Genomic DNA, 20,381 nt, shown 5'->3' with positions numbered 1-20,381 from the left:
CCTGAAAGCACTGTTAGCATTACATCTCGCAGCTTCATTAACGAGAGTCATAAAGCTAATTCAATCGAGGTTCTGTTTGGATGAACATGCAATGACTGGGCTGCGAATAAGAAAGTCGGTATTCTGTTCATCATTTTTAGATATTTTGTTTGAGGGAAGTTATTTCTACGCTAATTCAAATGGCTGATGTTCTAGAATATATAAAGAGAGAAGTAATAATTAGTTGAATTTTCCTTTATTTTACAATTAATTGTAAAAACAATAATAAGTGAGGAAATTATGGTTTTTTAGTCTAAAGAGTAAATGTTGTTATTGTAGTGCTAGTATCGATACAATTTTTATCATGTGATTTTACTATATGCAAAATCAGGTAGCCGAAAAGGCTGGTGTCCCCATATTAACGTTAGCTGCATTAGGTGTGGTTTTTGGAGATATTGGTACGAGCCCACTTTATGCGTTAAAAGAAAGCTTCCATGCAACACATGGTATGCCTATCAATGAAATTAATATTTTGGGAATTCTCTCTTTAATATTTTGGACTATTACCCTGATTGTCTCGCTTAAATATGTCATGGTGATCATGCGAGCCGATAATAATGGTGAGGGGGGAATCATGGCATTGTTAGCTTTGAATCTTCGTCAAAAGGGGCTCTCGAATAGAACAAAAATAATTATTACTACTTTAGGATTTATTGGAGCATCTTTATTTTTTGGGGATGGAATCATCACCCCTGCAATGTCAGTGTTATCTGCGGTTGAGGGTTTGTCTATTGCTACACCTACACTTGCAAAATACATTGTCCCTATCAGTATCGGAATTTTAACAGCTTTGTTTTTAGTACAAAGGCATGGCACGGCTATAATGGGGAAGTTTTTCGGTCCTATCACTTTATTGTGGTTTTTAGCCATCGGTGGATTAGGGGGGATGAGTATTATTCAAAGCCCTTCAATTTTGGCCTTTTTGAGCCCGCATTGGGGAATTTCTTTTATCCTCACTAACCCGCTAATTTCTTTTTTTGTGATGGGGGCTGTGGTATTGACCGTGACAGGCGGTGAGGCCCTTTATGCTGACATGGGACATTTTGGTGTTGCACCAATTCGGTTCGGTTGGTTCCTTATCGTACTGCCTTGTTTAATTCTGAATTATGCAGGACAAGGTGCTCTATTACTTCGAGATCCTACTGCTATTTCTAATCCATTTTATTTATTAGTTCCGTCATTGTTACTCTATCCAATGATTGTACTTGCTACTGCTGCCGCGGTTATCGCATCACAAGCATTAATCAGTGGTGTATTTTCAATGGCAAAACAAGCAATCCAGTTAGGGTATTTACCTCGTTTAACGATACAGCATACTTCTGAATCAGAAATGGGCCAAATTTATATTCCTTTTTTAAATTGGCTTTTATTTATTTCTATTATTGCAGTTGTTCTATTGTTTAAAAGTAGTAGCAATTTAGCAGGAGCCTATGGTCTAGCTGTTACTGTGACTATGTTCTGTGACACTCTTCTGGTTGGTTTTTTAGCTTATAGTTATTGGAAATGGAAGACTTGGAAACTTATTCTATTTATTGTTCCATTCGTTGTAATTGATTTGGTACTCTTAAGTTCAAACCTATTAAAATTCTTTATTGGTGGGTGGATGCCTGTAGTGGTTGCCCTTATTGTTTTCACATTAATGATGATCTGGAAGAGAGGTAGGGGGGAGCTTCAGACAAAACTTCAGAGCGATACACTACCTTTAGATATGTTCATTCAACATGTAGATGATTCGGTTAATAAAGTTACTGGAACTGCCGTCTTCCTCACGGGTACACCAAATGTTGTTCCCCATGCACTTTTGCATAATTTAAAGCACAATAAAATTCTGCATGAACGAAATGTATTGGTTACAGTTGATGTCCAAGATATACCGTATGTTTCTAAGGATGATAGGTTTCTTGTTGAACAGTTAGAGCTAGACTTCTTTCGGATTAAATTGAATTATGGTTTTAAAGAACAACCCAATTTACCTATAGAGCTTGAAGCTGTTTTTGATGCTTATCATATTGAGTTTAATCTAATGGAAATCAGCTTCTTCGTTTCACGTGAACGAATTATTTCTAAACAGAATAAGCTCTTAGATAAATGGAGAGAACAAATATTTTCGAGTATGCATAAGAATACTAGTCCTATCAGTGATTTTTACCAGATTCCATCGAATCGTGTGGTAGAGATCGGTAGTCAAATAGAAATATAAAGATATAAAAAACAGTCGAAGCTTATACTTCGACTGTTTAAATTACATAGAAAGAAAGTTAAAGCAAATTAAACCAATTAATGCAGAAGCTGCAAGGACGTACATCACTTTGAGCTGGAAATGAAATAAGCCAACCAAAGCTACAAGTGCAATTAACGCAGCAACAATATCGAAAGAGCCGTTAAATCCTGTTGGCCAAAGTACATGATAAGCAAAAAATAGGGCAAGGTTAAGAATCACACCAACAACTGCGGCTGTAATAGCCGTTAACGGAGCTGTAAATTTGAGCTCATTATGTGTTGATTCGATAATTGGTGCACCAGCTAAAATAAAAACAAAGGAAAACAGGAAAGTAAACCAAGTGACTATGCTTGCTCCAATGGTGCCCGCCAAGAATAAATGATCTGAGCCTAAGAGTGCTTGATTGAATGCTCCTAAAAAGCCAACAAATGCGACCACCATAATTAAAGGGCCGGGCGTGCTTTCACCTAGAGCTAAGCCATCTATCATTTGAGTCGGACTTAACCAACCGTAATAGCTTACAGCACCCTGATAAACATAAGGCAATACTGCATAGGCACCACCAAAGGTGAGCAGGGCTGCTTTCGTAAAGAACCAAGCCATTTGGGTGTAAGTATGATCCCACCCCAGCGTTAAGCTTAGGCTCAGGATTGGAATAAACCACAGTAGACCACCAATTAGCAGAATACTGCCCAATCGTTTCCAGCTAAAGATCGCATGTTCAGGTGTAGGAGTATCATCATCAATTAAAGCACGACCATAATCTTTTTTACTCTGCTGGTGTGCGTTTCCACTAGAAAATAGGCTTGGATATTTTTTACTGGTTAGATAACCAATGATTGCGGCAGAGAGCACAATTAAAGGAAAGGGTAAGTTGAAGAAAAATATAGCAATAAATGAAAGGGCTGCAATCAGCCATAAAAATTTATTTTTAAGTGATCGACTGCCGATTCGATGTGTTGCATGAAAAACAATGGCAACAACAGCAGGTTTAATACCGTAAAAGAGCCCTGCAATAATGGGTACATCACCAAATTTTACATAAACCCATGAAAGACCAATCAAAATAAATAGTGAGGGTAGTACAAAAAGAATCCCTGCAACTAAACCACCCACGGTTCTATGCATTAACCAACCGATATAAGTTGCTAATTGTTGTGCTTCAGGGCCCGGTAAGAGCATACAATAGTTCAGTGCATGCAAGAATCGCTTCTCTGAAATCCAACGCTTTTGTTCAACCAGTTCTTGGTGCATGACCGCAATTTGACCTGCGGGCCCCCCAAAACTAATGAACCCCAATTTAAGCCAGAATAGGAATGCTTGCCAAAATGAAACTGACTGTATCTCTTGTTCTGGTTGTATAACAAGTTCTTGTTCCATGATTATTCTCTTGATAGGTTGGCATATAAGCCATCGAAAATGTAATTCGATAATGCAAATAATTGGTCATCGTCACTTATCTGACTTCGAATTCCTTGAATAACTTTTTCAATACCGATCGCTTCTGGAGGCTCAATTCCTCCTACATCAAGGTAATGAACAATTTCAGCGATTTTCTTTAATGCGGGTGTTTCTAGATCAAAACTATGTAAAAGAACTTCGAAGGTCACCCAATGATTGACATGACTGAAAGTTGCATCATCAAAATCGAATCCAAATGCATCTTCGGGGCAATCAGTTGGGGTTTCTAACCAAATGAATGTTGGTGAGGTATCTATAAAGGTTTTGATTAGCCATGCAGAGGCTAGACGATCAATCCAAGGTCTTTTACGTGTTGCCCAAATTCTGTTTTGATAATTACCTTTATCCAGATGTTGAATATGAGCTTGTATAGCTTTAGGTTCATTGACTTCACCGAGACGTGCAATAGTGAGTTCCAATAAGGAAAGTTCATTAAGAACTTGTACTTGAGTCTCATCTGGATAATAGTCAATGTCTACAAGTGCATCGATGCTTTTTCTTAATTTACGAATCTGTTTGAGTAGTTCTTTCTTATCATCTTTAGTTTGACGATCTCTTATTTCCGTGAGTTGTTTATAGAGGGTTTCGTACTCTTCTTTTCGACTGAAAATAGGTGCGAGTTCAAGATTTAAAGGTGGCTCTGCGTAAAACATATAAGCAGTTCCTTGTTCAGAAACAACATCATTAGCAATAGAGGTAAACTTCTCACTATGATTAATAGGGAGTATGTAGACCCCATCTCTAAGGGTCGCGGCACCACTTGCTTTCAAAGATCGCCAGACTCTCATCCGAGTGCTTGTGTTCTGTGTAGGCAGAGATGTTATGAGTAAAGAAATAGACATGTAGTATACTCAACATATTTGTAGAATATATTACTAATAAATTTTTAAACTTCAAAGACGAATAAATGATTTCCTATAGTAGGAAAAATATTAAGAAAATATTTATCCAGATTTCTAGGATTTATAGATGTTGAGCATAAAATTGATTTTGTTTAATTAACGAATGGCTTTGTTGCACAAACCTATCTGTAAAGGCTTTTTCAGCGATATAATTTTCAAATGAAGAAGCCTACACACAAAATCTACCGCACAACCAATTGGCCCGCATATAACCGAGCACTCATGAGTCGCGGAAATATTGCCATTTGGTTTGATCCTGCTACGCAATGGTATGCGCCATCAAAAGGCAAACAAGGGCGAAATCAAACCTACTCCGACGCAGCCATTCAATGCTGTTTAATGATCAAATCTTTATTCAGACTTTCTTTACGCATGGTCACAGGTTTTGTTCAAAGTCTAATTAAACTGTGTGGATTAAATTGGATAGCTCCAGATTACACCACGCTTTGTAGAAGACAAAAGCATATTGATATTGTAATCAGCTACCAAAAAAGTAGCGATGGGCTGCATCTACTCATGGACTCTACAGGCATGAAGTTTCTAGGTGAGGGCGAATGGAAACGCAAGAAACATGGACCTGAATATCGTCGCCAATGGCGTAAACTTCATATTGGTATAGATGCTAAAACCCTACAAATACGAGCAGTTCAGCCTACAACCAATAATGTCAGTGATTCACAGGTGCTTGGTGATTTACTTAATCAGATTCCACAAGATGAGCAGATTAACTCTGTTTATACCGATGGAGCTTATGACACCAAGCAATGCCGTCAGGTCATTGCAGATCGGCAAGGGCATGCGGTGATTCCACCTAGAAAAAATGCGAAACCATGGAAAGATACAAAGAGTAGCTCGCTAGAGCGAAATGAATTACTTCGAACAATTAAACGTTTAGGCAGGACACTATGGAAAAAATGGTCAGGCTATCATCGTCGAAGTTTGGTTGAAACTAAGATGCATTGCATCAAATTATTAGGAGATAAACTCAGTGCAAGGAGTTTTGATAGCCAAGTGAATGAGATCCATGCACGTGTAGCAGTCCTTAACAGATTTACGGAATTAGGTCGACCACTTACCCAAGTTACGCCTTAAATTTGGCTCAATTAGGGGCGCTTTGCATTTCAAATCTTTGTGCAACAAAGCCTCTTTAAATTGCGCATAAGTATTGAGAACAGCATCTTTAGTTGGTCCAAGTACACATTCCAAACGTCTTAATACCGTAAAGGGCAAAATGATTTTACCGAACTCTGTATGCGGAAAATCCCCCCAAAGATCATTCGCATTGTTCCAAATAAAACTTGCCAGTGTCGATTTAGTATTGTTTGGTGCAGATGCCATTTTATTTTCAACCTTATTTTGCAATAGTTAAATATTATGCAATAAACGTAAATTTTCCAACCTTGAAATGCAATATTTAAAAAATTCAAATCTGACTACTTTTTTATTTCATAATAAAGACTTAATGTTAAAATTTATCACAGGATAATCATTAGGCTTGGTGTGAGATGCCAAATAAGCAAGAAAAAATGACAGCATTTGGACAGTTTCGTATCTTAAAAATTGGAACAAAGTATATTCAAGCTGAACTGATCGGTAGTGTAAAAAATTATCAAGCCCAACTTGTCAAAAATACCGTACTATCAGATATAGAAATAGGTGCAACCATTTTTCTGCGAGTAAATGATCAATCTACCCAAAACAGATACGGCACTAAAGTTCAGTTTGAACCAATTGAGCTTTTAACTGACCAAGCTGAAATTGAGAAATACATTTTGGCTGACAGGAAGCGAGTAGCAGAAATTTATATTCAAGCAGCACAAGAAAATTTGGATAAAGGTTGGTATAGCGGTGATGCCATAGATAAGGCACTATTTTTTAGCGCAAGCCATCCAACTTATAAACCAATCAATATTGAGCTACGCCACAGACGACTCAAAAATATCATTCATGCTTGTTGTAATTATCAGCACAAAACAACAGAACACTTCATTAATTTGTGTCGAGCAACTATAGATATGTACAAAGATGAACAACGATTGAGTGATTTGGAATTGAACCAGTTTGAGCAAAGCATCATTAAGATACAATCCGATTTGAATTCATCAGAAGAAAATGCTCAACAAAAAGCAAATGAATATTTGAGTCAACTTAAAGAATTGTTAAAAAGCTAAATTCACTTTCAACCTTATAATGCAAATTTTAAAATTGATTAGTTCAAGTAGTTCAACCTTAGATTGCAAAAATTAGAGTTTGGTAAGTTAAAAAATAAGGCGAGATTTAAAAAAATCCCACCTTAAAATGCAAATAGCCTTATTTTTATGGTCTAGAGCGAAGAGTTTTAATCGATGGTACCCAAAGAAAGACAAATTTCGCCTATTCTTGGACTGCCACCACTCTCCTAGACAAATATCATCTATTCTTTTTGCATAGGAGAGAACATTATGAGTCGACAACGATACAGCCCAGAATTTAAAGATGAAGCTATTAAATTGATTACAGAACGTGGATATTCTGTCACTGATGTAGCAGAACGTTTAGGTGTATCTGAGCACAATATTTATAAATGGCTAAAGGTCGTACAGCCTTTACGCAACACCCCCTGATGAACATGAACTAATCGAAGCAAAGAAAAAAATCCTTCACCTTAAAAGTCAGCTTAAACAGACTGAAGAGGAACGAGAAATCTTAAAAAAAGGCCGCAAGGTACTTTGCAAGCTTGCCCGAGTAAAGTATCAGTTTATCCTTGAATTGTGTGATTCATAGAGATCGTTTCAATTTAGCGATCTCTAAATCCACCTCTAATATTAATTATTAAAAAACAAATGCCTCACACATGAGCACATTGGAATTACTTAATTCACAGCACCAAGTACAGGTATCAACTTCGGTCCAGCCATTCTCGCTTTGCTAATGATATCCACCAGCTCATAATAAGTCAGTTCAAACTTATCATCACTATCAAAAACATAAACCATGTTCTTGCCTTCATATTCTTGCGGAGTAGGTGGTACAAATCGTTTCGGGATTAGGAGTTGAGTAATTTGTTCGTCAGTAAATTTAAATAAGTGCATGTTTTTATCCTACTCTAGGTAAGTCAGACCATTTTGTTAAATACGATGGTGATCTAAGGTTTTGATTCATGTGCCATGAGGCTTCTTGATTGTTGGCAATGCCTAGCGTAACGAGATTCTTCCCAAACCGTTCACTGATGGCTTCAATAACATCTGAAAGTTGTTCGCGCTCTTGCTTATGCGAATAGTCCGTGAATAGATCAGGCACAAATTTGGATTTATCCTTAATTTCTAAAAGTACGATTCCTGCCTTTTTATACTTAAAACCCTTCTTAAATATCTGATCGATACCTTTCATTGCAGCCTTGGTGATAAGTAACCAGTCGTCTGTATACTCATGCATCTGAACTACGGTGTATGGGGTGTAACGCTCAGTCTTATCAAATCGACTGGTTTGAATATAAACCCCAATCATCTTGCATATTGAGCCATCATCACGCATTCGCTTTACTGCTCTGGCTACATAGAGTCGCACCGAAGCCTTTAGATCATCAACTTCATACACAGGGCTGCCATATGAACGGCTGCTGATAATCTGCTTTTTGGCTACTGCATCATCAGTCAGGTCGATACAAGACAAACCCTGTAACTCAAGTACTGTCTTTTCCATGACGATGCTGAATTGCTTTTTAATTTCTTTAGGATTGGCGTTAATCAGATCTAGAACAGACTGGATGCCCATAGCATTGAGTTTCTTGCAGTTCTGCCTGCCGACTCCCCAAACATCAGATACATCGACTTGCGCCAGTAAAGTCTCAGCAGAGCACTGGTCCATATGAACTAAATTACACACGCCACCAAAATACTTGTTCTTCTTGGCTAAATGATTGGCAATCTTGGCTTCAGTTTTAGAGCGACCGATTCCAATACAGCAGGGTAGGCCTAACCATTGGAATGTTTTAATTCTCATATCTTGCGCATATTCTGTCAGGTCAAATAAGTGCTCATACGCTGTGAGCTTTAGGAAGCATTCGTCAATTGAATAGACTTCTTGCTCTCCAGGTGCAACATAACTCCCGAGAAGCTCCATAAAGCGTCTGGACATTTCACCATACAGAGAGAAATTACTCGAGAGAACCTGAATGTTATGTTGTTTGATCAAATCCTGAATCTGAAATACAGGAACCCCCATCTTTATACCTAAGTCTTTTGCTTCTTGGCTTCTTGCCACGGCACAGCCATCGTTGTTGCTGAGCACAATGGTTGGGCGATCATTTAGGGCAGGGTTAAACACACGTTCACACGAGACGTAGCAATTATTCACGTCAACTAACGCGAATATTTCATTTTCACTTTTCATTTTTATTCTTCTTTTTATGAACGGTGATGAATACGTTTTAAATTAAAAGTCACTACACCCCAAATAGATATTGTCTGACTGTCGTTGGGAATGATGTGATTGTATCTAGGATTCTCAGCTTTTAACCAAAGGTCTGGAAGAGGGTAGTCTTCATCTCCGAAAATCTCTTTGATTTCAGACTTAGACATCTTGCTTGTAATCATTAACCGCTTAATTGTCGAAGAACTATTATCAATTAATGCAATTACGATATCGTAGTGCTTTGCTTCTATACTGCGATCAACAATGATCGGATCATTAATCTCAAAACCTGCATCAAGCATCGATTCACTGTCTACGTAAGCGATAAATGTAGAAATAGGGTTATGAATAAGGAACTCATTCAGATCGAGTGCTTTATCTTGTTCATCCTTGGTACTAAATGCAGGACCAGCAGGAATGCGCTCTAAAGAGACTGGAATTGAGACTTTGGATTTGGGTAGTACTGCGGTTAACCCTAATTTCTCAACAAGTTCATTTTGAACAGCGATTTGTTCTAGAACTGTATTGATGGTAGGGCTTGGCTTACCCTCTGGACCCATGAGCTCTTGCAAAGATGACCATGCGTCATCAGAGAAGTAGATGGGCAACTTCTTAGACATGTGATACTCCTACGCTACAGTGGCGTGTTTGGAAGTAGAATTTGTCTAAATATGATATTACTAACAGAGATTAAAATTCAAATTTAAAAGTTGTGGATAAACAAGGAGACGTCAAAATAAGTCGTTTTGTTTCTGCTCATCGCGTGGAAAAGTGACGAATTCATCAGACATGTGAAAGAAATATTCATGCGCATGCTCATGATCTGCAGTTAGCCAATCTTTTCTATATTGCTCTGGAATGACGATGATTGATCGTTTTTCATTCTTAGGTGCGTGGAATTGGTTCATGAAAGGGTGATGGTCTGAATTAATGGTTAACATTGAAAATGAGCGTACTTTATTCCCATTTATCACAGCGTCATCATAGATACCAGCAACTGTAAAAGGCTGATTATCTTTGCACTTGATGGTATAACAGTGTGGCTTGCCATTGATGTATTTCGGTTCATAGAACTCTTGAACTGGCACCAGACAAAACTTGCTGTACTTCCATGCATGTCGAAAACTAGGTTTATCACCAACTGTTTCTGTACGAGCGTTATAGGTATGACTGCTGAACTTCAACTCTTTCGCCCAGCTTGGTAGCAATCCAAACTGATAATCGTAGATTGCTTTTCTAAAAATCATGTACCAATAGTTGATGGTATTACGGTTCAAGTTAAGCAATTAGGAAGGAGGCAAGATGAGCTAGCATTTTGCCTCCGCCAGACCGAAGTCAGAGTTGCATCATGAACTATACTCATCTTATTCAAGAAGAAAGATATAAGATTCAAAACTTTTGTAAGTCTTTAATAAATCGTAGAACTTCTAACTTCTGCTCATTACTTAAAGCATGACTAACTTGTATTATTTCTGCCGATAAATCGTTTTCTACATAAAAATATGCTGTTGGTAAATCTAAAATTTCTGCAATTTTGGAAGCCATTAAAAAATCAGGAACATGTTTTCCACGTTCATACTGATTCATACGCGCACTAGCAGAAGATTCATCAATTCCAGCCAAGATCCCCAAGCGCTCTTGTGAAAGTTTTTTTGCTTTGCGCGCTATACGTAATCGTAAGGCAAAAACATTTAAATTATGTGTTGACATTATACATAAGCACCCACCTTAAAACTAAGATTTTCTTAGTTTCAACTTGAGTTATTACTAAGGATTCCTTAGTATTGTGAAATCAAGTAGTCTACATTGCATTGCTCGATGGTAACTTTTGAACAAGCTTGCCAGATCTGCGTTGATCTCAAGTGCTTATTTTTGATCCTCTACCAATTAGTTATGAATCTATATACAGTTCAAAACTAAGGTCATCAACTCTCTTTTGCTTTAATTGTGCTTATACATGTCAAAATATACTCTACCTTTTTACAGTGATTTTTTTCACATTTTACTGAATTATGAAATCATCGAATGGCGAGCGAATGACTTTATAAAGGCTATTTTTAATGATAGACAATTTGTTAAACTCTCTGAAAAGCAAAGTATTTATAGAGGATTAAATATACTAGTAAAATGCAATTTTCTTTTAACAGTGAGAGATGAGGATAACCGTAATATTTTTAGATACAGCGAATCCTCTTATTTAAAATCCTATCGAAATGTTGAAAAAGTAAAGAAAGTCAAAGAAGCATTAATTGAGGAACAAAAGAGTTTGGAAAATGCACTCGAAAGACGTAAAATCGAGAAAGTTTTCATTGAAAATATCATTACTAAAAACCCAGATCTACAATGTTTTTTCGACAAATATGAGAATGTTATATCTAAAGAGTTAAAGGAATTAGAAAATAAGAATAGTTTTATAGTGAATATTTTCAATGATATTGAAAAAGATCAACTTGAATCATTCTAATGAGGGAGAACTACAAGTGGCTTTGTTGCACAAAGATTTAAAAGACAGTACTCTGCTCATTTGAATAGAACTCAAGTGACAACTTGGGTATGAGGCCGACCTAATTCTGCAAATTTATTCAATACAGCTATGCGTGCATGGATATCATTTACCTGACTAGAAAAACTCCTTGCCGTTAATTTATCGCCTAATAATTTGATGCAATGCATCTTGGTTTCAACCAAACTTCGACGGTGATAACCAGACCATTTTTTCCAAAGCGTTCTTCCTAAACGTTTCACTGTTTTTAACAATTCATTCCTCTCTAAAGATCTCAATTTCTAATCTTTCCATGGTTTTGCATTTTTTCTTGGCGGAATGACTGCATGTGCATCTCGATCTAAAATGACTTGTCTACAGTGCTTCGTATCATAAGCACCATCGGTATAGACTGAATCAATTTGTTCATCTAAAGGAATTTGAGCAAGTAAATCACCGAGTACTTGCGAATCACTCACATTATTTGTTGTGAGTTGTACTGCACGTATTTGAAGGGTTTCAGCATCGATCCCAATATGAAGCTTACGCCATTGGCGACGATATTCAGGTCCATGTTTCTTACGTTTCCATTCACCTTCACCTAGAAACTTTAAGCCAGTTGAGTCTACGAGTAGATGTAATCCATCACTACTTTTTTGATAGCTAATTGCAATATCAATATGTTTTTGTCTTCGACAAAGCGTACTGTAATCTGGCGCAGTCCAATTTAATCCACACAGTTTAATTAGACTTTGAACAAAACCTGTGACCATGCGTAAAGAAAGTCTGAATAAAGATTTGATCATTAAACAGCATTGAATGGCTGCGTCGGAGTAGGTTTGATTTCGCCCTTGTTTGCCTTTTGATGGCGCATACCATTGCGTAGCAGGATCAAACCAAATGGAAATATTACCTCGGTTAATGAGGGCACGATTATAGGAAGACCAGTTAGTTGTACGATAGGTTTTAGGCGTAGGTTTATTCATTTTGAAATTATAATGCTGAAAAAACCTTCTAAGCTAGGTTTGTGCAACAAAGCCACTACAAGTTATAAATTGCGTGATTCACAGCCGCATAACTGAGAGCCTGCTAGAGTTCAAGCGGGCTTCACTGGAAGCTTACATCAGCCAAGAACAGTTAACACTATTAACTGCAATTGACCGTAGCTATTTATGGCGAATTGAAAGTGGAGAAGTCAATATTACTGTTGAAAACTCTATCAAATATCTAAAATGCTAAATGTTAACCCCAAAATACTACTCCCTTGATAGATACTTTTTGAGTAGGTAGGGGGCCAATAGATGATCAATCTTCAAATTAGTCCTTAGTTTTACTTCTTCAATGATATCTATAAGTGTTTCCGTATTCTGATGAAGCTGAGACTCTAAGTCTTCAATTTGTGTACGTAGATTTTTATTAGTATCGGAAAGAGCCTGTCTTGTCTTTTTATTCACATAAAGTTGCTGTTCTTTTGCTTTTAAGTTTAATGGCGAAATTTGTTCTGATAAATATAAGCTGATGAGTTTCTTCCTTTCAACAGAACTTAAGGTACTTAATCCGCCAGATATATACCTCTTAAAAGTTAAGCGGTTATGTAGAGCTTTGTGCGAAATAGGCGATTTCTCAAAACCCTCAACTAACATCATTTGCAATTCTTGCTCTATTACTTCATCTAATTGTTTACCACGTAACATTTCAGGATTCCTTAGACTCAATTTTTTGTTGCTCTATGGCAAATAGTTCACTTAATGTTGTTGGTAATTTAGTGATCGTATCTCCATAAGGAAAAACAGGAATAGGTATTAATTTATTTTGCCTATCAAGTGCTTTTTCTTTTAAATCCCTTAAATAATGAATTTTTTGACGGAACTGTGCAAGCATTTCAGTATATGTAGAATCATGAGCTACGATTTGTTCTATATATTCAAACTCAACCAACAAATTATTCAAAGTGTGTTGCAGAACTTCTAATTCACCTTTTCGGCCAGTTAGAGCAAAGTTTCCACATTGATCGCCAGATTGACAGGCAAGACGTTTAGGACAATCATGCACAGCAACCTCACGCATACAGCCGCCAAAAGGTAAGGGATGTAAACAGGCATGCCGTTGAACTAATGAGTTAGCTAATGTTTGATCTTCTTTAATCAATTCATTAAATGATTCAGCAATATCTTGAAAATACTCATCAAAAAATGAGTCCTTTAAATAATTAGATACTTCAATTTTTGAGTCAAAAGTCTGTAAATTCATCTTTAAATTATTTTCTAGATCTAACTGTTCTGAAAAGAACATTAAACCATCTTGCTTAATAGCATCTATTGGGGAATCAGTTTTCTGTGCTTGATTAACTACGCTTGGAGACATCAGATCATATTTTTCTAGCATACTAGCCGCAACTTTACGTTGCTTTAACGCTAAGTGGTGATAATATTGATTTTGTTTAATATCCACACGCCCCATTAGCATTGCCTGCAAATGCTCGGCTAAGCCACTAAGGGCAAGAAAAGTATTTATGTTATGTCGTGGAATATGGCTGGTTAATCTTGAATGTTCTGATTCTGTTTCTAATAAATTATATTTTTGGAACACTGACTTAGTTGAATTAACTGACCTAGCACCTAAAAAATTATTAATCATTATCACACTGAATGGAACCACAAGTGATTTAAAGATAAAATCTTTCCCCATATTAATAGATCTATATTCATGTATAAAAAGCAAATCTTCGTAAGCGATCTTTTCAATTTTACCTTCATAATTAAACACATAATCAATTGGATTTTCTAAATTTGATTTGATTAATGATTTTAGGTGTGCATCAATATCCTTTTTTAAATAATATCTTTTGTTATTTACACCATTTTTTTCAGATCTTAGAATAGAAACTTTATTAAGATTAAGTGTAACAGTCGCTCTTTGTCCAGCCCGACCTGATTTATATTCTTTCAAACTAAAAATAGTATTAATTAAATCATCAATCTCAAGATAATCTTCCATTATATCATCTATGGATTTAGGAAAATAATCTTTACAGCCTTTCGATCTTATGTAATTTAGATGACTTCGATATTCAGATGTAAGTTCCAACACAGATTTAAAAATACTCTCAACTAGTTTTACAGATGATGGCTCAACCCAGTGGATTCTATAACCAGCACCTTTGGCACCGTGATATTGAATACCTAAGGTATATTGCTTAATACCATCTAAAGTTAAGTGTTTTTGGGTGACAGGATCAAGTATAGGTTTTTTAATTAAAGCATCTGTTTTTAGAAGAATAACTTCTGTCGAACGTAAACCAGTGATTATAAGCAATAACAACAGATTGAGAACTATCTTTTCACCATTCGTTTTACACAAACTTATTAGCGAAACAATATTAATAAATGTCTGAATAGAAATCAGCTTTTCTTTATTAAGATCATCTTCATCAAGCTCTAACTGATCTATCAAAGCTTTTGTTTTTTTTGCATTCGGTGTTCTATTTATAGAATTTATGTATAAATATTTTTGAGAAAATTCTAATGGTTGTTCAGTAAAACCATAATGATTTAGCATTTGCTGTAATCTAAGATATGTTCCAGCATGGTCAGGAAGGTTAGCTTTATTTGAGTTTTCAGCTAGTATTTTAAAAGAATTTTCTAAAGTTAATGTTGATAAGAAGCAGGGATGAGTATTCTCGGGATTCGTTCTAAATAATTCACTAAACCAACGCTTAATAATAAGCACCTCTGCATATAATTTTTGCGGAGAAGTTTTTGAATTAGCCTTTCTATAACTAAGAACCATTACAGCTTTAATAAATTCTTGATACTTTATGTTTATAGGAATGTCATTTATTCCTTTCATTCTTCTCGTTGCCTGAAATGAAAAACGTGTTTTTCCACTACGTGAAAGCAACCATCCTGAACCAATAACCCCTCCAGCCCATTCAGGATCAGTCCATTCCCATTTGAAATTTGGTTTAATATTTTCTTTAAAGAAAATCTTCTGTTCATCAATAAAAGCATTATATTTTTCAAAATTCATAAATATCACCCTTGTGTGTTTCACAACGAGCAATTACGGATTCAATTTCAAATTTAGTGGACTCATGGACTCGAATAAGTGGATTTCTGGAAATACCTATACCATCTGACAGTTTGATCAAATCATTAATTTCATTTTGGATACTTTCTAGCACATTCCTGTGATTAGCATCTATAAAGGGATGGAAATACATACAACCATAACAATTGCGAACAGGTTGAAATAGACATTTGTCTTCATATGAACACCCACCTATATCATAATGAATTTTACTACCAATATTTCCTAATACTTTTTTTCCATGCCAATCTTTCTTATAAATCAACCTTCCAGTGAGAAGCATAGCTATCATTTGTTTGTACAAGGAATTATTTCCAAGTGCTTGAGCTCTAATTTGAGCTAGCTCTGGTGTAGAGAAAATATAATGCCTAGCTGTTACCACTGAAGAATGACCTAAGATATATGCAATTTCCTCAGCAGAAGATCCTGCCATTGCCAAACTATAGCCGACATGATGCCTAAAATCAGAAAAAGAATATTTTTGTTTTATCATGTCACCTGCAAGTACAGCTTCTCTGTAGGCTTTAGGAGCAAAATCAAATAATTGTGTATTAATCACTTTTGAGCAAAAGCATGCAGAATTTTCTCCTAAATCAAATAACTTATCTTTTAGATTTAAGTTATATCTTTCGATATAAGTAATGATGATTTTAGCAACTTCTTCTGGTAATTTAATTGCTATCTTTTCATGTACATATCTAGCTTGTTTAGCATATGGGATTAATATGCTATAACGATGGAATTGATCTATCGTACGTGTGGTATCTATTTTTATATCTTCAACAGCTAGCTTAGCTAATTGGACAGGTCTAAGCCCAGTTACATACACCAAACCAAGTATTGATGAGTAAAGTAGTGTTTGTTTATCAATGTGTTTAAAATCATCTTTAATTACTTGGTTTAATTTGATAAAACCTTGTTGAATCATTGAAATAAGTGGGTAATCAATAGAATCTTCATATTCTTGATAGAATAAATTTGAATTAAAAGATTTAGGTCTAGGAATAAACTCCAGTTCATAATCATCTTCTATATCAAAGTTGGGAAAATCTTCTAAAATTAGTAGTTTCAATAAAAATTTTATATGTGCATAAGTATTTTGATGATTTTCTAGAGGTGCAATTTCTATCAATAATTTTTTTAAGTTTGCGTAACTAAATTCTAATTCATTATTTTTTAGATGATTTATTAGAAAATTAAAAGTATGAAACTTTATACTCAAATGGGATGGCGTATTTTTTTGAATAAATGAAATCAGAAAAAATTTAAGTAAAGTAGTTTCATTTTCAGAAAGTTTAGAAAAATCAATATTCTCGGTCTGGCCTGAATAATAAAATTTCCAAATAGTATTTGCTGAATTGATGCAATTATCATCAAATTTATCTGTAATTAAAAATCTAACAATTTTTGGTATTTTTTTACTCATACCTTGAAGAGCAATCGTCTGGTGATCATTAAAGATTGATATGAAATGCTGCTCATGAAAATCATCAAAAAGTTCAAATTGCTTCATTTTTTATAATTCCCATAATTCTTGCGATATACGCTGCAAATTTATAAGATTGGCACTATCGACAATAAATCGTTTTGCATAGTAGCTTGGCATTATGCTGTTAGCACTCCAACCACCTAAGACACGTAGATTTTCTTGTGCTTTTTGCATAATTTCATCATTGCTTTGAGTTAGCGGAGATGCACTTTCGTTTCGATACTTTTTTATAGCAAAAGCCAAAGTGATATAAGCCCATGTATGACGACATACATGAGGGGTAAACTTTTGAATCGATTCTATATTTATATCATCAAAATATATAGGATGTAAGGTCCTAAAAACTTGCTCTATCACCTTAAAAATCGCATTAATAGACGAATAGCTCAGCGGGGAGTAGGGCGGTTTCAGTGATGTAAACAAGATATCTGAATCATTAAGATTCCTTATCTTTTCCATATACAACATCAAAAACTTATAATCCATGCTATCTAGTTTTATAACCCTGTAAGATTGCTCATTTTTTATGCTAGGCTTTCTCTGTCTGGAATCATGTTCATCATCCGTATTGGTTACTATGAGACTATATGAATCAGAATTGATTGATTTTTTTATCGATCTTTTTGTGAGTAGCATTAATTCACCCACCCGCAAACCGTAGTTCATCATAAGATGCACAATCAGAAAGTTTCGAAGTTGATGTGATTTTGTTGAGAATGGATTGTCTTTATTAATATTAGCCGCCTGATCTGGACGAATAATTTTATAAAGCATAACCACCATTTCATTGGTTAAACTTTTAAAATTATGATTAATATTACTTTTTACAGTTAAACTACGTTTAGAAAATTTACTAAAAATCTTTTTTTTGTTCATTAAGAACAAATCTATCTTTTTCCTACGATTTGTTAGATCTTTGATTTTAATATCTTGATAGCGTATGTTCCAGTATCCATCTAAAAGATACCCGAAGTACTTAAACACTGACCGCAAACGCTGTGTAATGGTCATATAGTTAGTCTCAATATTTGATCGAAGTCGAATCAAATTTGTTTCTAATTTTTTATTATTTTCTAAGAAAACAATAAAGTTATCGATTTCATTCAAAAAAATCTCAGGTTCATATTTGGAGGAAAAAAATGATTCACAGAACAAAGTTGAATATTTCTGATACCAAAATTCATACCAAAACTTAAGTGCCAACATGTCTGATTGTTGTGTGGCAATACTTTGAAATCGCAGGACAGTTGTAGAATAGAGTAAAGGATAGAGACAAGGTACTGTAGCTGAAGTATCAAACAGTAGAACTATGTGATTTTGATTTGAATAATTTTTTGAAATTTTAATTGTTTTTACGACAAACATTCTAACTACCAAGAACTTTATGAAGTAAATAAAATATAAACATAAGTGAACTCAATGTGAAATATTATTTTATATAAGTGATTGATTTTAGGTTAAGCATAGAGATCTATGAACTTAACGTATCATGTACTCAATTTAACATAATATACATTATACGTAATCTAAGTCATTTATAAAAAGCCACATCATCAATTGTGGCTTTTTATAAATGACTTAGATTACGTCAAATTCAATTCGACGGTTTTTCTTACGACCATCTGCAGTCGCATTATCAGCAACAGGTTTGTTCGAGCCTAATCCTTCGACGCTTAAACGTTCAGCTGCAATACTTTTATTGATCAAATAGTTTTTAACAGCTACAGCACGCTCTTTACTTAAAGCAAGATTCTTTGCAGCGTCACCTGAACTATCTGTGTGTCCAATAATTTTAACCTTTTTTCCACCAACCTTATTCAGAGCCACCGCCATTTCATCTAAGATTTGAGTTCCACTCATAGCCAAAACTGCACTGCCAGATTCAAATTCTATAATTCTGTTTTTAAGTGCTTCATCTACAATTTGCTGCTCAGCCTGATTGACAGAAAGCTGCGCATTTAAGCGATACGGTGGTGTTACTAAACTTTGGAATAAGTTTGTTGTTGGCTGAATTTCATTTGAACTCGATATTTTTCCATTAAGTTCCATTTGCGTACCACGTACAGAAAGTTTACCTTGGTGAACTTTTTTTAACTCTGGAACCACCATATTCGCAACAGATTCACTCCAACCATTCGGAGCATTAACTGCTTTAACCTTTATTTTATCAATCACTTGGTCAGTGCCATAGACACTGTACATCTTGTTCAAAATGATTTGCTTACTGGCATCATTTGGAACAACACCTTCAATAATAATCGGTTCAGCCCAGACATTCACGCTCAAAACCAACGTTAAAGTCAGCAGCCATTTATTCGACTTAAATCTATGATTTATTTTCATATTTTATTAATCTATAAAAGTTTTTTTAAAAAGTTTCACAGCTTGTATTAAGCTCAATTGCCGCTCACACAAAGCTTGCTCCAGCGTTGCCAAACCTGCATTTTGCTCTAAATATGCATCAATCCAATTGGCTTGAACCAATGAAACCCAGTGATCTGAATCTAACTTTTGCGTGAAAATTTCACTTAAAGTCATAATATCTGCCCCTTGAAAGCCAAAAAGCAGTACCGGTTTTTCGCTATGCAAAATCCCTATCAGAAGCTCAGCATTTTGATTTTGAATAAAAAAACTAATTAGATTGACCCAAAAAGCTGCAATTTCATAGCAGTAGCTAGAGTTATTAATAGGTAAAATCAACACTTTAGTTAAGCGACTAGTACCATGTTGAATGACGGGCTGTAACAATAACCCGAGTCCAATCATGCTTTGTGCAAGCTCGTAACTGCTCATTCTTAGTAATTGAGCAAATGAATGTATCGTATGGTGTTCATAAAATGCCGAAACTTCGCTGTGATTAAAAACTTGTATCTCATTATTTAATTTAGATAATTTATCGAGCACGATATTAGGGTCACGTATCGAACGTACCACACGATTCTTTTGAAATAAGTCGATTAAAGTTTGCTTATAGCGATATGGCGCATAAATAATATTATCAAAACTATTTTCAACTTCTAATAAATGACTCAATACCATTGGAAATTGACGGCCAGAACTATCGTGACTGGCAATCAAATTTGCCACAAGAAAATTATTTTCTTGTGGATTGGCAATAAAAAAGTCTAATGAAGGTAGCTTTTCATACGCTTGACTAAATCCCTCTGATTGCATGGCATGTTCTAATGCTTCAGTAATCCACTGATCAATTAGTTGAATTAAGGCATACTGACCGCGTGTTTTTAAGAAATCACCACGTGCAGGACATTTTCCGTAATATAAAGCTAAAGTCCGCAGTTCATCCAT

17 protein-coding genes and 3 pseudogenes are annotated in these 20,381 nt (G+C 35.3%); 5 read left to right on the top strand and 15 right to left on the bottom strand.

Translation table 11 applies throughout. The features are described from left to right. Nucleotides 1-358 precede the first annotated feature (358 nt). Nucleotides 359-2,239: a potassium transporter Kup gene (locus ACFN7Z_RS08460; protein WP_058951986.1), complete on the top strand. Its 1,881-nt coding sequence runs from the start codon at nt 359-361 to the stop codon at nt 2,237-2,239. 42 nt (nt 2,240-2,281) lie between these two features. Here ACFN7Z_RS08460 and chrA read toward each other — a convergent pair whose 3' ends face one another. Continuing rightward, nucleotides 2,282-3,640, bottom strand: coding sequence for a chromate efflux transporter (gene chrA / locus ACFN7Z_RS08455; RefSeq protein ID WP_005399447.1), 1,359 nt, complete (start codon nt 3,638-3,640; stop codon nt 2,282-2,284). A gap of 2 nt (nt 3,641-3,642) precedes the next feature. Then, nucleotides 3,643-4,563, bottom strand: a complete 921-nt coding sequence (locus ACFN7Z_RS08450; RefSeq protein ID WP_005399446.1) for a chromate resistance protein ChrB domain-containing protein — start codon at nt 4,561-4,563, stop codon at nt 3,643-3,645. A 219-nt stretch (nt 4,564-4,782) separates the two neighbouring features. Here ACFN7Z_RS08450 and ACFN7Z_RS08445 point away from each other — a divergent pair, with 219 nt between their 5' ends. Next, nucleotides 4,783-5,715 (top strand): IS5-like element ISAba12 family transposase, encoded by a 933-nt coding sequence (locus ACFN7Z_RS08445; protein WP_131230371.1) that lies wholly within the window; start codon nt 4,783-4,785, stop codon nt 5,713-5,715. Here ACFN7Z_RS08445 and ACFN7Z_RS08440 read toward each other — a convergent pair. Then, the gene (locus ACFN7Z_RS08440; RefSeq protein WP_171333650.1) at nt 5,683-5,961 is read right to left on the bottom strand and encodes a type I restriction-modification system subunit M N-terminal domain-containing protein; all 279 of its coding nucleotides are present in this window, start codon (nt 5,959-5,961) and stop codon (nt 5,683-5,685) included. The two genes, ACFN7Z_RS08445 and ACFN7Z_RS08440, sit on opposite strands and share 33 nt — an antisense overlap. A gap of 167 nt (nt 5,962-6,128) precedes the next feature. Between ACFN7Z_RS08440 and ACFN7Z_RS08435 the strand changes: the two genes are divergently transcribed. Together ACFN7Z_RS08435 and ACFN7Z_RS08430 are read left to right on the top strand one after the other, a co-directional pair. Beyond that, nucleotides 6,129-6,794: a hypothetical protein gene (locus ACFN7Z_RS08435; protein ID WP_005399445.1), complete on the top strand. Its 666-nt coding sequence runs from the start codon at nt 6,129-6,131 to the stop codon at nt 6,792-6,794. Between the two features lie 270 nt (nt 6,795-7,064). Further along, nucleotides 7,065-7,206: pseudogene (locus ACFN7Z_RS08430) on the top strand (transposase); the annotation flags it as partial. Between the two features lie 269 nt (nt 7,207-7,475). Here ACFN7Z_RS08430 and ACFN7Z_RS08425 read toward each other — a convergent pair. The 5 genes and pseudogenes from ACFN7Z_RS08425 to ACFN7Z_RS08405 form a co-directional block, all read right to left on the bottom strand. Continuing rightward, a complete protein-coding gene (locus ACFN7Z_RS08425; protein ID WP_058951984.1) occupies nt 7,476-7,694 on the bottom strand; it encodes a hypothetical protein in 219 nt (72 codons plus the stop codon). A gap of 4 nt (nt 7,695-7,698) precedes the next feature. Next, nucleotides 7,699-8,994, bottom strand: a complete 1,296-nt coding sequence (locus ACFN7Z_RS08420; protein ID WP_058951983.1) for a Y-family DNA polymerase — start codon at nt 8,992-8,994, stop codon at nt 7,699-7,701. A gap of 14 nt (nt 8,995-9,008) precedes the next feature. Then, nucleotides 9,009-9,635 (bottom strand): LexA family transcriptional regulator, encoded by a 627-nt coding sequence (locus ACFN7Z_RS08415; RefSeq protein ID WP_039889600.1) that lies wholly within the window; start codon nt 9,633-9,635, stop codon nt 9,009-9,011. 111 nt (nt 9,636-9,746) lie between these two features. Then, nucleotides 9,747-10,301, bottom strand: a pseudogene (locus ACFN7Z_RS08410) (SOS response-associated peptidase family protein); the annotation flags it as partial. Nucleotides 10,302-10,404: 103 nt separating this feature from the next. Next, nucleotides 10,405-10,725 (bottom strand): helix-turn-helix domain-containing protein, encoded by a 321-nt coding sequence (locus ACFN7Z_RS08405; protein WP_004692095.1) that lies wholly within the window; start codon nt 10,723-10,725, stop codon nt 10,405-10,407. 247 nt (nt 10,726-10,972) lie between these two features. On the opposite strand from ACFN7Z_RS08405, the gene ACFN7Z_RS08400 reads away from it, so the two are divergent. Then, entirely contained in the window at nt 10,973-11,479 is a 507-nt protein-coding gene (locus ACFN7Z_RS08400; RefSeq protein ID WP_004692097.1) for a hypothetical protein, read from the top strand. Nucleotides 11,480-11,550: 71 nt separating this feature from the next. On the opposite strand, the pseudogene ACFN7Z_RS08395 reads toward ACFN7Z_RS08400, so the two are convergent. The 7 genes and pseudogenes from ACFN7Z_RS08395 to tagF form a co-directional block, all read right to left on the bottom strand. Beyond that, nucleotides 11,551-12,483 (bottom strand): annotated as a pseudogene (locus ACFN7Z_RS08395) (IS5 family transposase). 270 nt (nt 12,484-12,753) lie between these two features. Next, entirely contained in the window at nt 12,754-13,191 is a 438-nt protein-coding gene (locus ACFN7Z_RS08390) for a hypothetical protein (protein WP_004692100.1), read from the bottom strand. 1 nt (nt 13,192) lies between these two features. Next, entirely contained in the window at nt 13,193-15,526 is a 2,334-nt protein-coding gene (locus tag ACFN7Z_RS08385; RefSeq protein WP_131230373.1) for a hypothetical protein, read from the bottom strand. Beyond that, nucleotides 15,516-17,099 carry a site-specific integrase gene (locus ACFN7Z_RS08380; protein WP_058951981.1) on the bottom strand — a complete coding sequence of 528 codons (1,584 nt, stop codon included), beginning with the start codon at nt 17,097-17,099 and terminating at the stop codon, nt 15,516-15,518. Before ACFN7Z_RS08380 ends, ACFN7Z_RS08385 begins: the two co-directional genes overlap by 11 nt. A gap of 3 nt (nt 17,100-17,102) precedes the next feature. After that, entirely contained in the window at nt 17,103-18,440 is a 1,338-nt protein-coding gene (locus tag ACFN7Z_RS08375; protein ID WP_395442664.1) for a site-specific integrase, read from the bottom strand. Between the two features lie 213 nt (nt 18,441-18,653). After that, nucleotides 18,654-19,418, bottom strand: coding sequence for an OmpA family protein (locus ACFN7Z_RS08370; RefSeq protein ID WP_010326717.1), 765 nt, complete (start codon nt 19,416-19,418; stop codon nt 18,654-18,656). Nucleotides 19,419-19,424: 6 nt separating this feature from the next. Then, complete coding sequence (gene tagF, locus ACFN7Z_RS08365) at nt 19,425-20,381, bottom strand: type VI secretion system-associated protein TagF (RefSeq protein ID WP_010326718.1); 957 nt, start codon at nt 20,379-20,381, stop codon at nt 19,425-19,427.

This window comes from Acinetobacter sp. P1332 (assembly GCF_044057475.1).
GTDB lineage: Bacteria > Pseudomonadota > Gammaproteobacteria > Pseudomonadales > Moraxellaceae > Acinetobacter > Acinetobacter johnsonii.
The sequence above is the reverse complement of the archived record's forward strand: the minus strand, read 5'-3'. Positions and strand labels throughout refer to the sequence as shown.

What these genes read in the sequence shown, in the direction of transcription:
- ACFN7Z_RS08460 (WP_058951986.1), top strand. Translation starts at nt 359, where the DNA reads ATGCAAAATCAGGTAGCCGAAAAGGCTGGTGTCCCCATATTAACGTTA.
- chrA (WP_005399447.1), bottom strand. Translation starts at nt 3,640, where the DNA reads ATGGAACAAGAACTTGTTATACAACCAGAACAAGAGATACAGTCAGTT.
- ACFN7Z_RS08450 (WP_005399446.1), bottom strand. Translation starts at nt 4,563, where the DNA reads ATGTCTATTTCTTTACTCATAACATCTCTGCCTACACAGAACACAAGC.
- ACFN7Z_RS08445 (WP_131230371.1), top strand. Translation starts at nt 4,783, where the DNA reads ATGAAGAAGCCTACACACAAAATCTACCGCACAACCAATTGGCCCGCA.
- ACFN7Z_RS08440 (WP_171333650.1), bottom strand. Translation starts at nt 5,961, where the DNA reads ATGGCATCTGCACCAAACAATACTAAATCGACACTGGCAAGTTTTATT.
- ACFN7Z_RS08435 (WP_005399445.1), top strand. Translation starts at nt 6,129, where the DNA reads ATGCCAAATAAGCAAGAAAAAATGACAGCATTTGGACAGTTTCGTATC.
- ACFN7Z_RS08425 (WP_058951984.1), bottom strand. Translation starts at nt 7,694, where the DNA reads ATGCACTTATTTAAATTTACTGACGAACAAATTACTCAACTCCTAATC.
- ACFN7Z_RS08420 (WP_058951983.1), bottom strand. Translation starts at nt 8,994, where the DNA reads ATGAAAAGTGAAAATGAAATATTCGCGTTAGTTGACGTGAATAATTGC.
- ACFN7Z_RS08415 (WP_039889600.1), bottom strand. Translation starts at nt 9,635, where the DNA reads ATGTCTAAGAAGTTGCCCATCTACTTCTCTGATGACGCATGGTCATCT.
- ACFN7Z_RS08405 (WP_004692095.1), bottom strand. Translation starts at nt 10,725, where the DNA reads ATGTCAACACATAATTTAAATGTTTTTGCCTTACGATTACGTATAGCG.
- ACFN7Z_RS08400 (WP_004692097.1), top strand. Translation starts at nt 10,973, where the DNA reads ATGTCAAAATATACTCTACCTTTTTACAGTGATTTTTTTCACATTTTA.
- ACFN7Z_RS08390 (WP_004692100.1), bottom strand. Translation starts at nt 13,191, where the DNA reads ATGTTACGTGGTAAACAATTAGATGAAGTAATAGAGCAAGAATTGCAA.
- ACFN7Z_RS08385 (WP_131230373.1), bottom strand. Translation starts at nt 15,526, where the DNA reads ATGAATTTTGAAAAATATAATGCTTTTATTGATGAACAGAAGATTTTC.
- ACFN7Z_RS08380 (WP_058951981.1), bottom strand. Translation starts at nt 17,099, where the DNA reads ATGAAGCAATTTGAACTTTTTGATGATTTTCATGAGCAGCATTTCATA.
- ACFN7Z_RS08375 (WP_395442664.1), bottom strand. Translation starts at nt 18,440, where the DNA reads ATGTTTGTCGTAAAAACAATTAAAATTTCAAAAAATTATTCAAATCAA.
- ACFN7Z_RS08370 (WP_010326717.1), bottom strand. Translation starts at nt 19,418, where the DNA reads ATGAAAATAAATCATAGATTTAAGTCGAATAAATGGCTGCTGACTTTA.
- tagF (WP_010326718.1), bottom strand. Translation starts at nt 20,381, where the DNA reads ATGGATGAACTGCGGACTTTAGCTTTATATTACGGAAAATGTCCTGCA.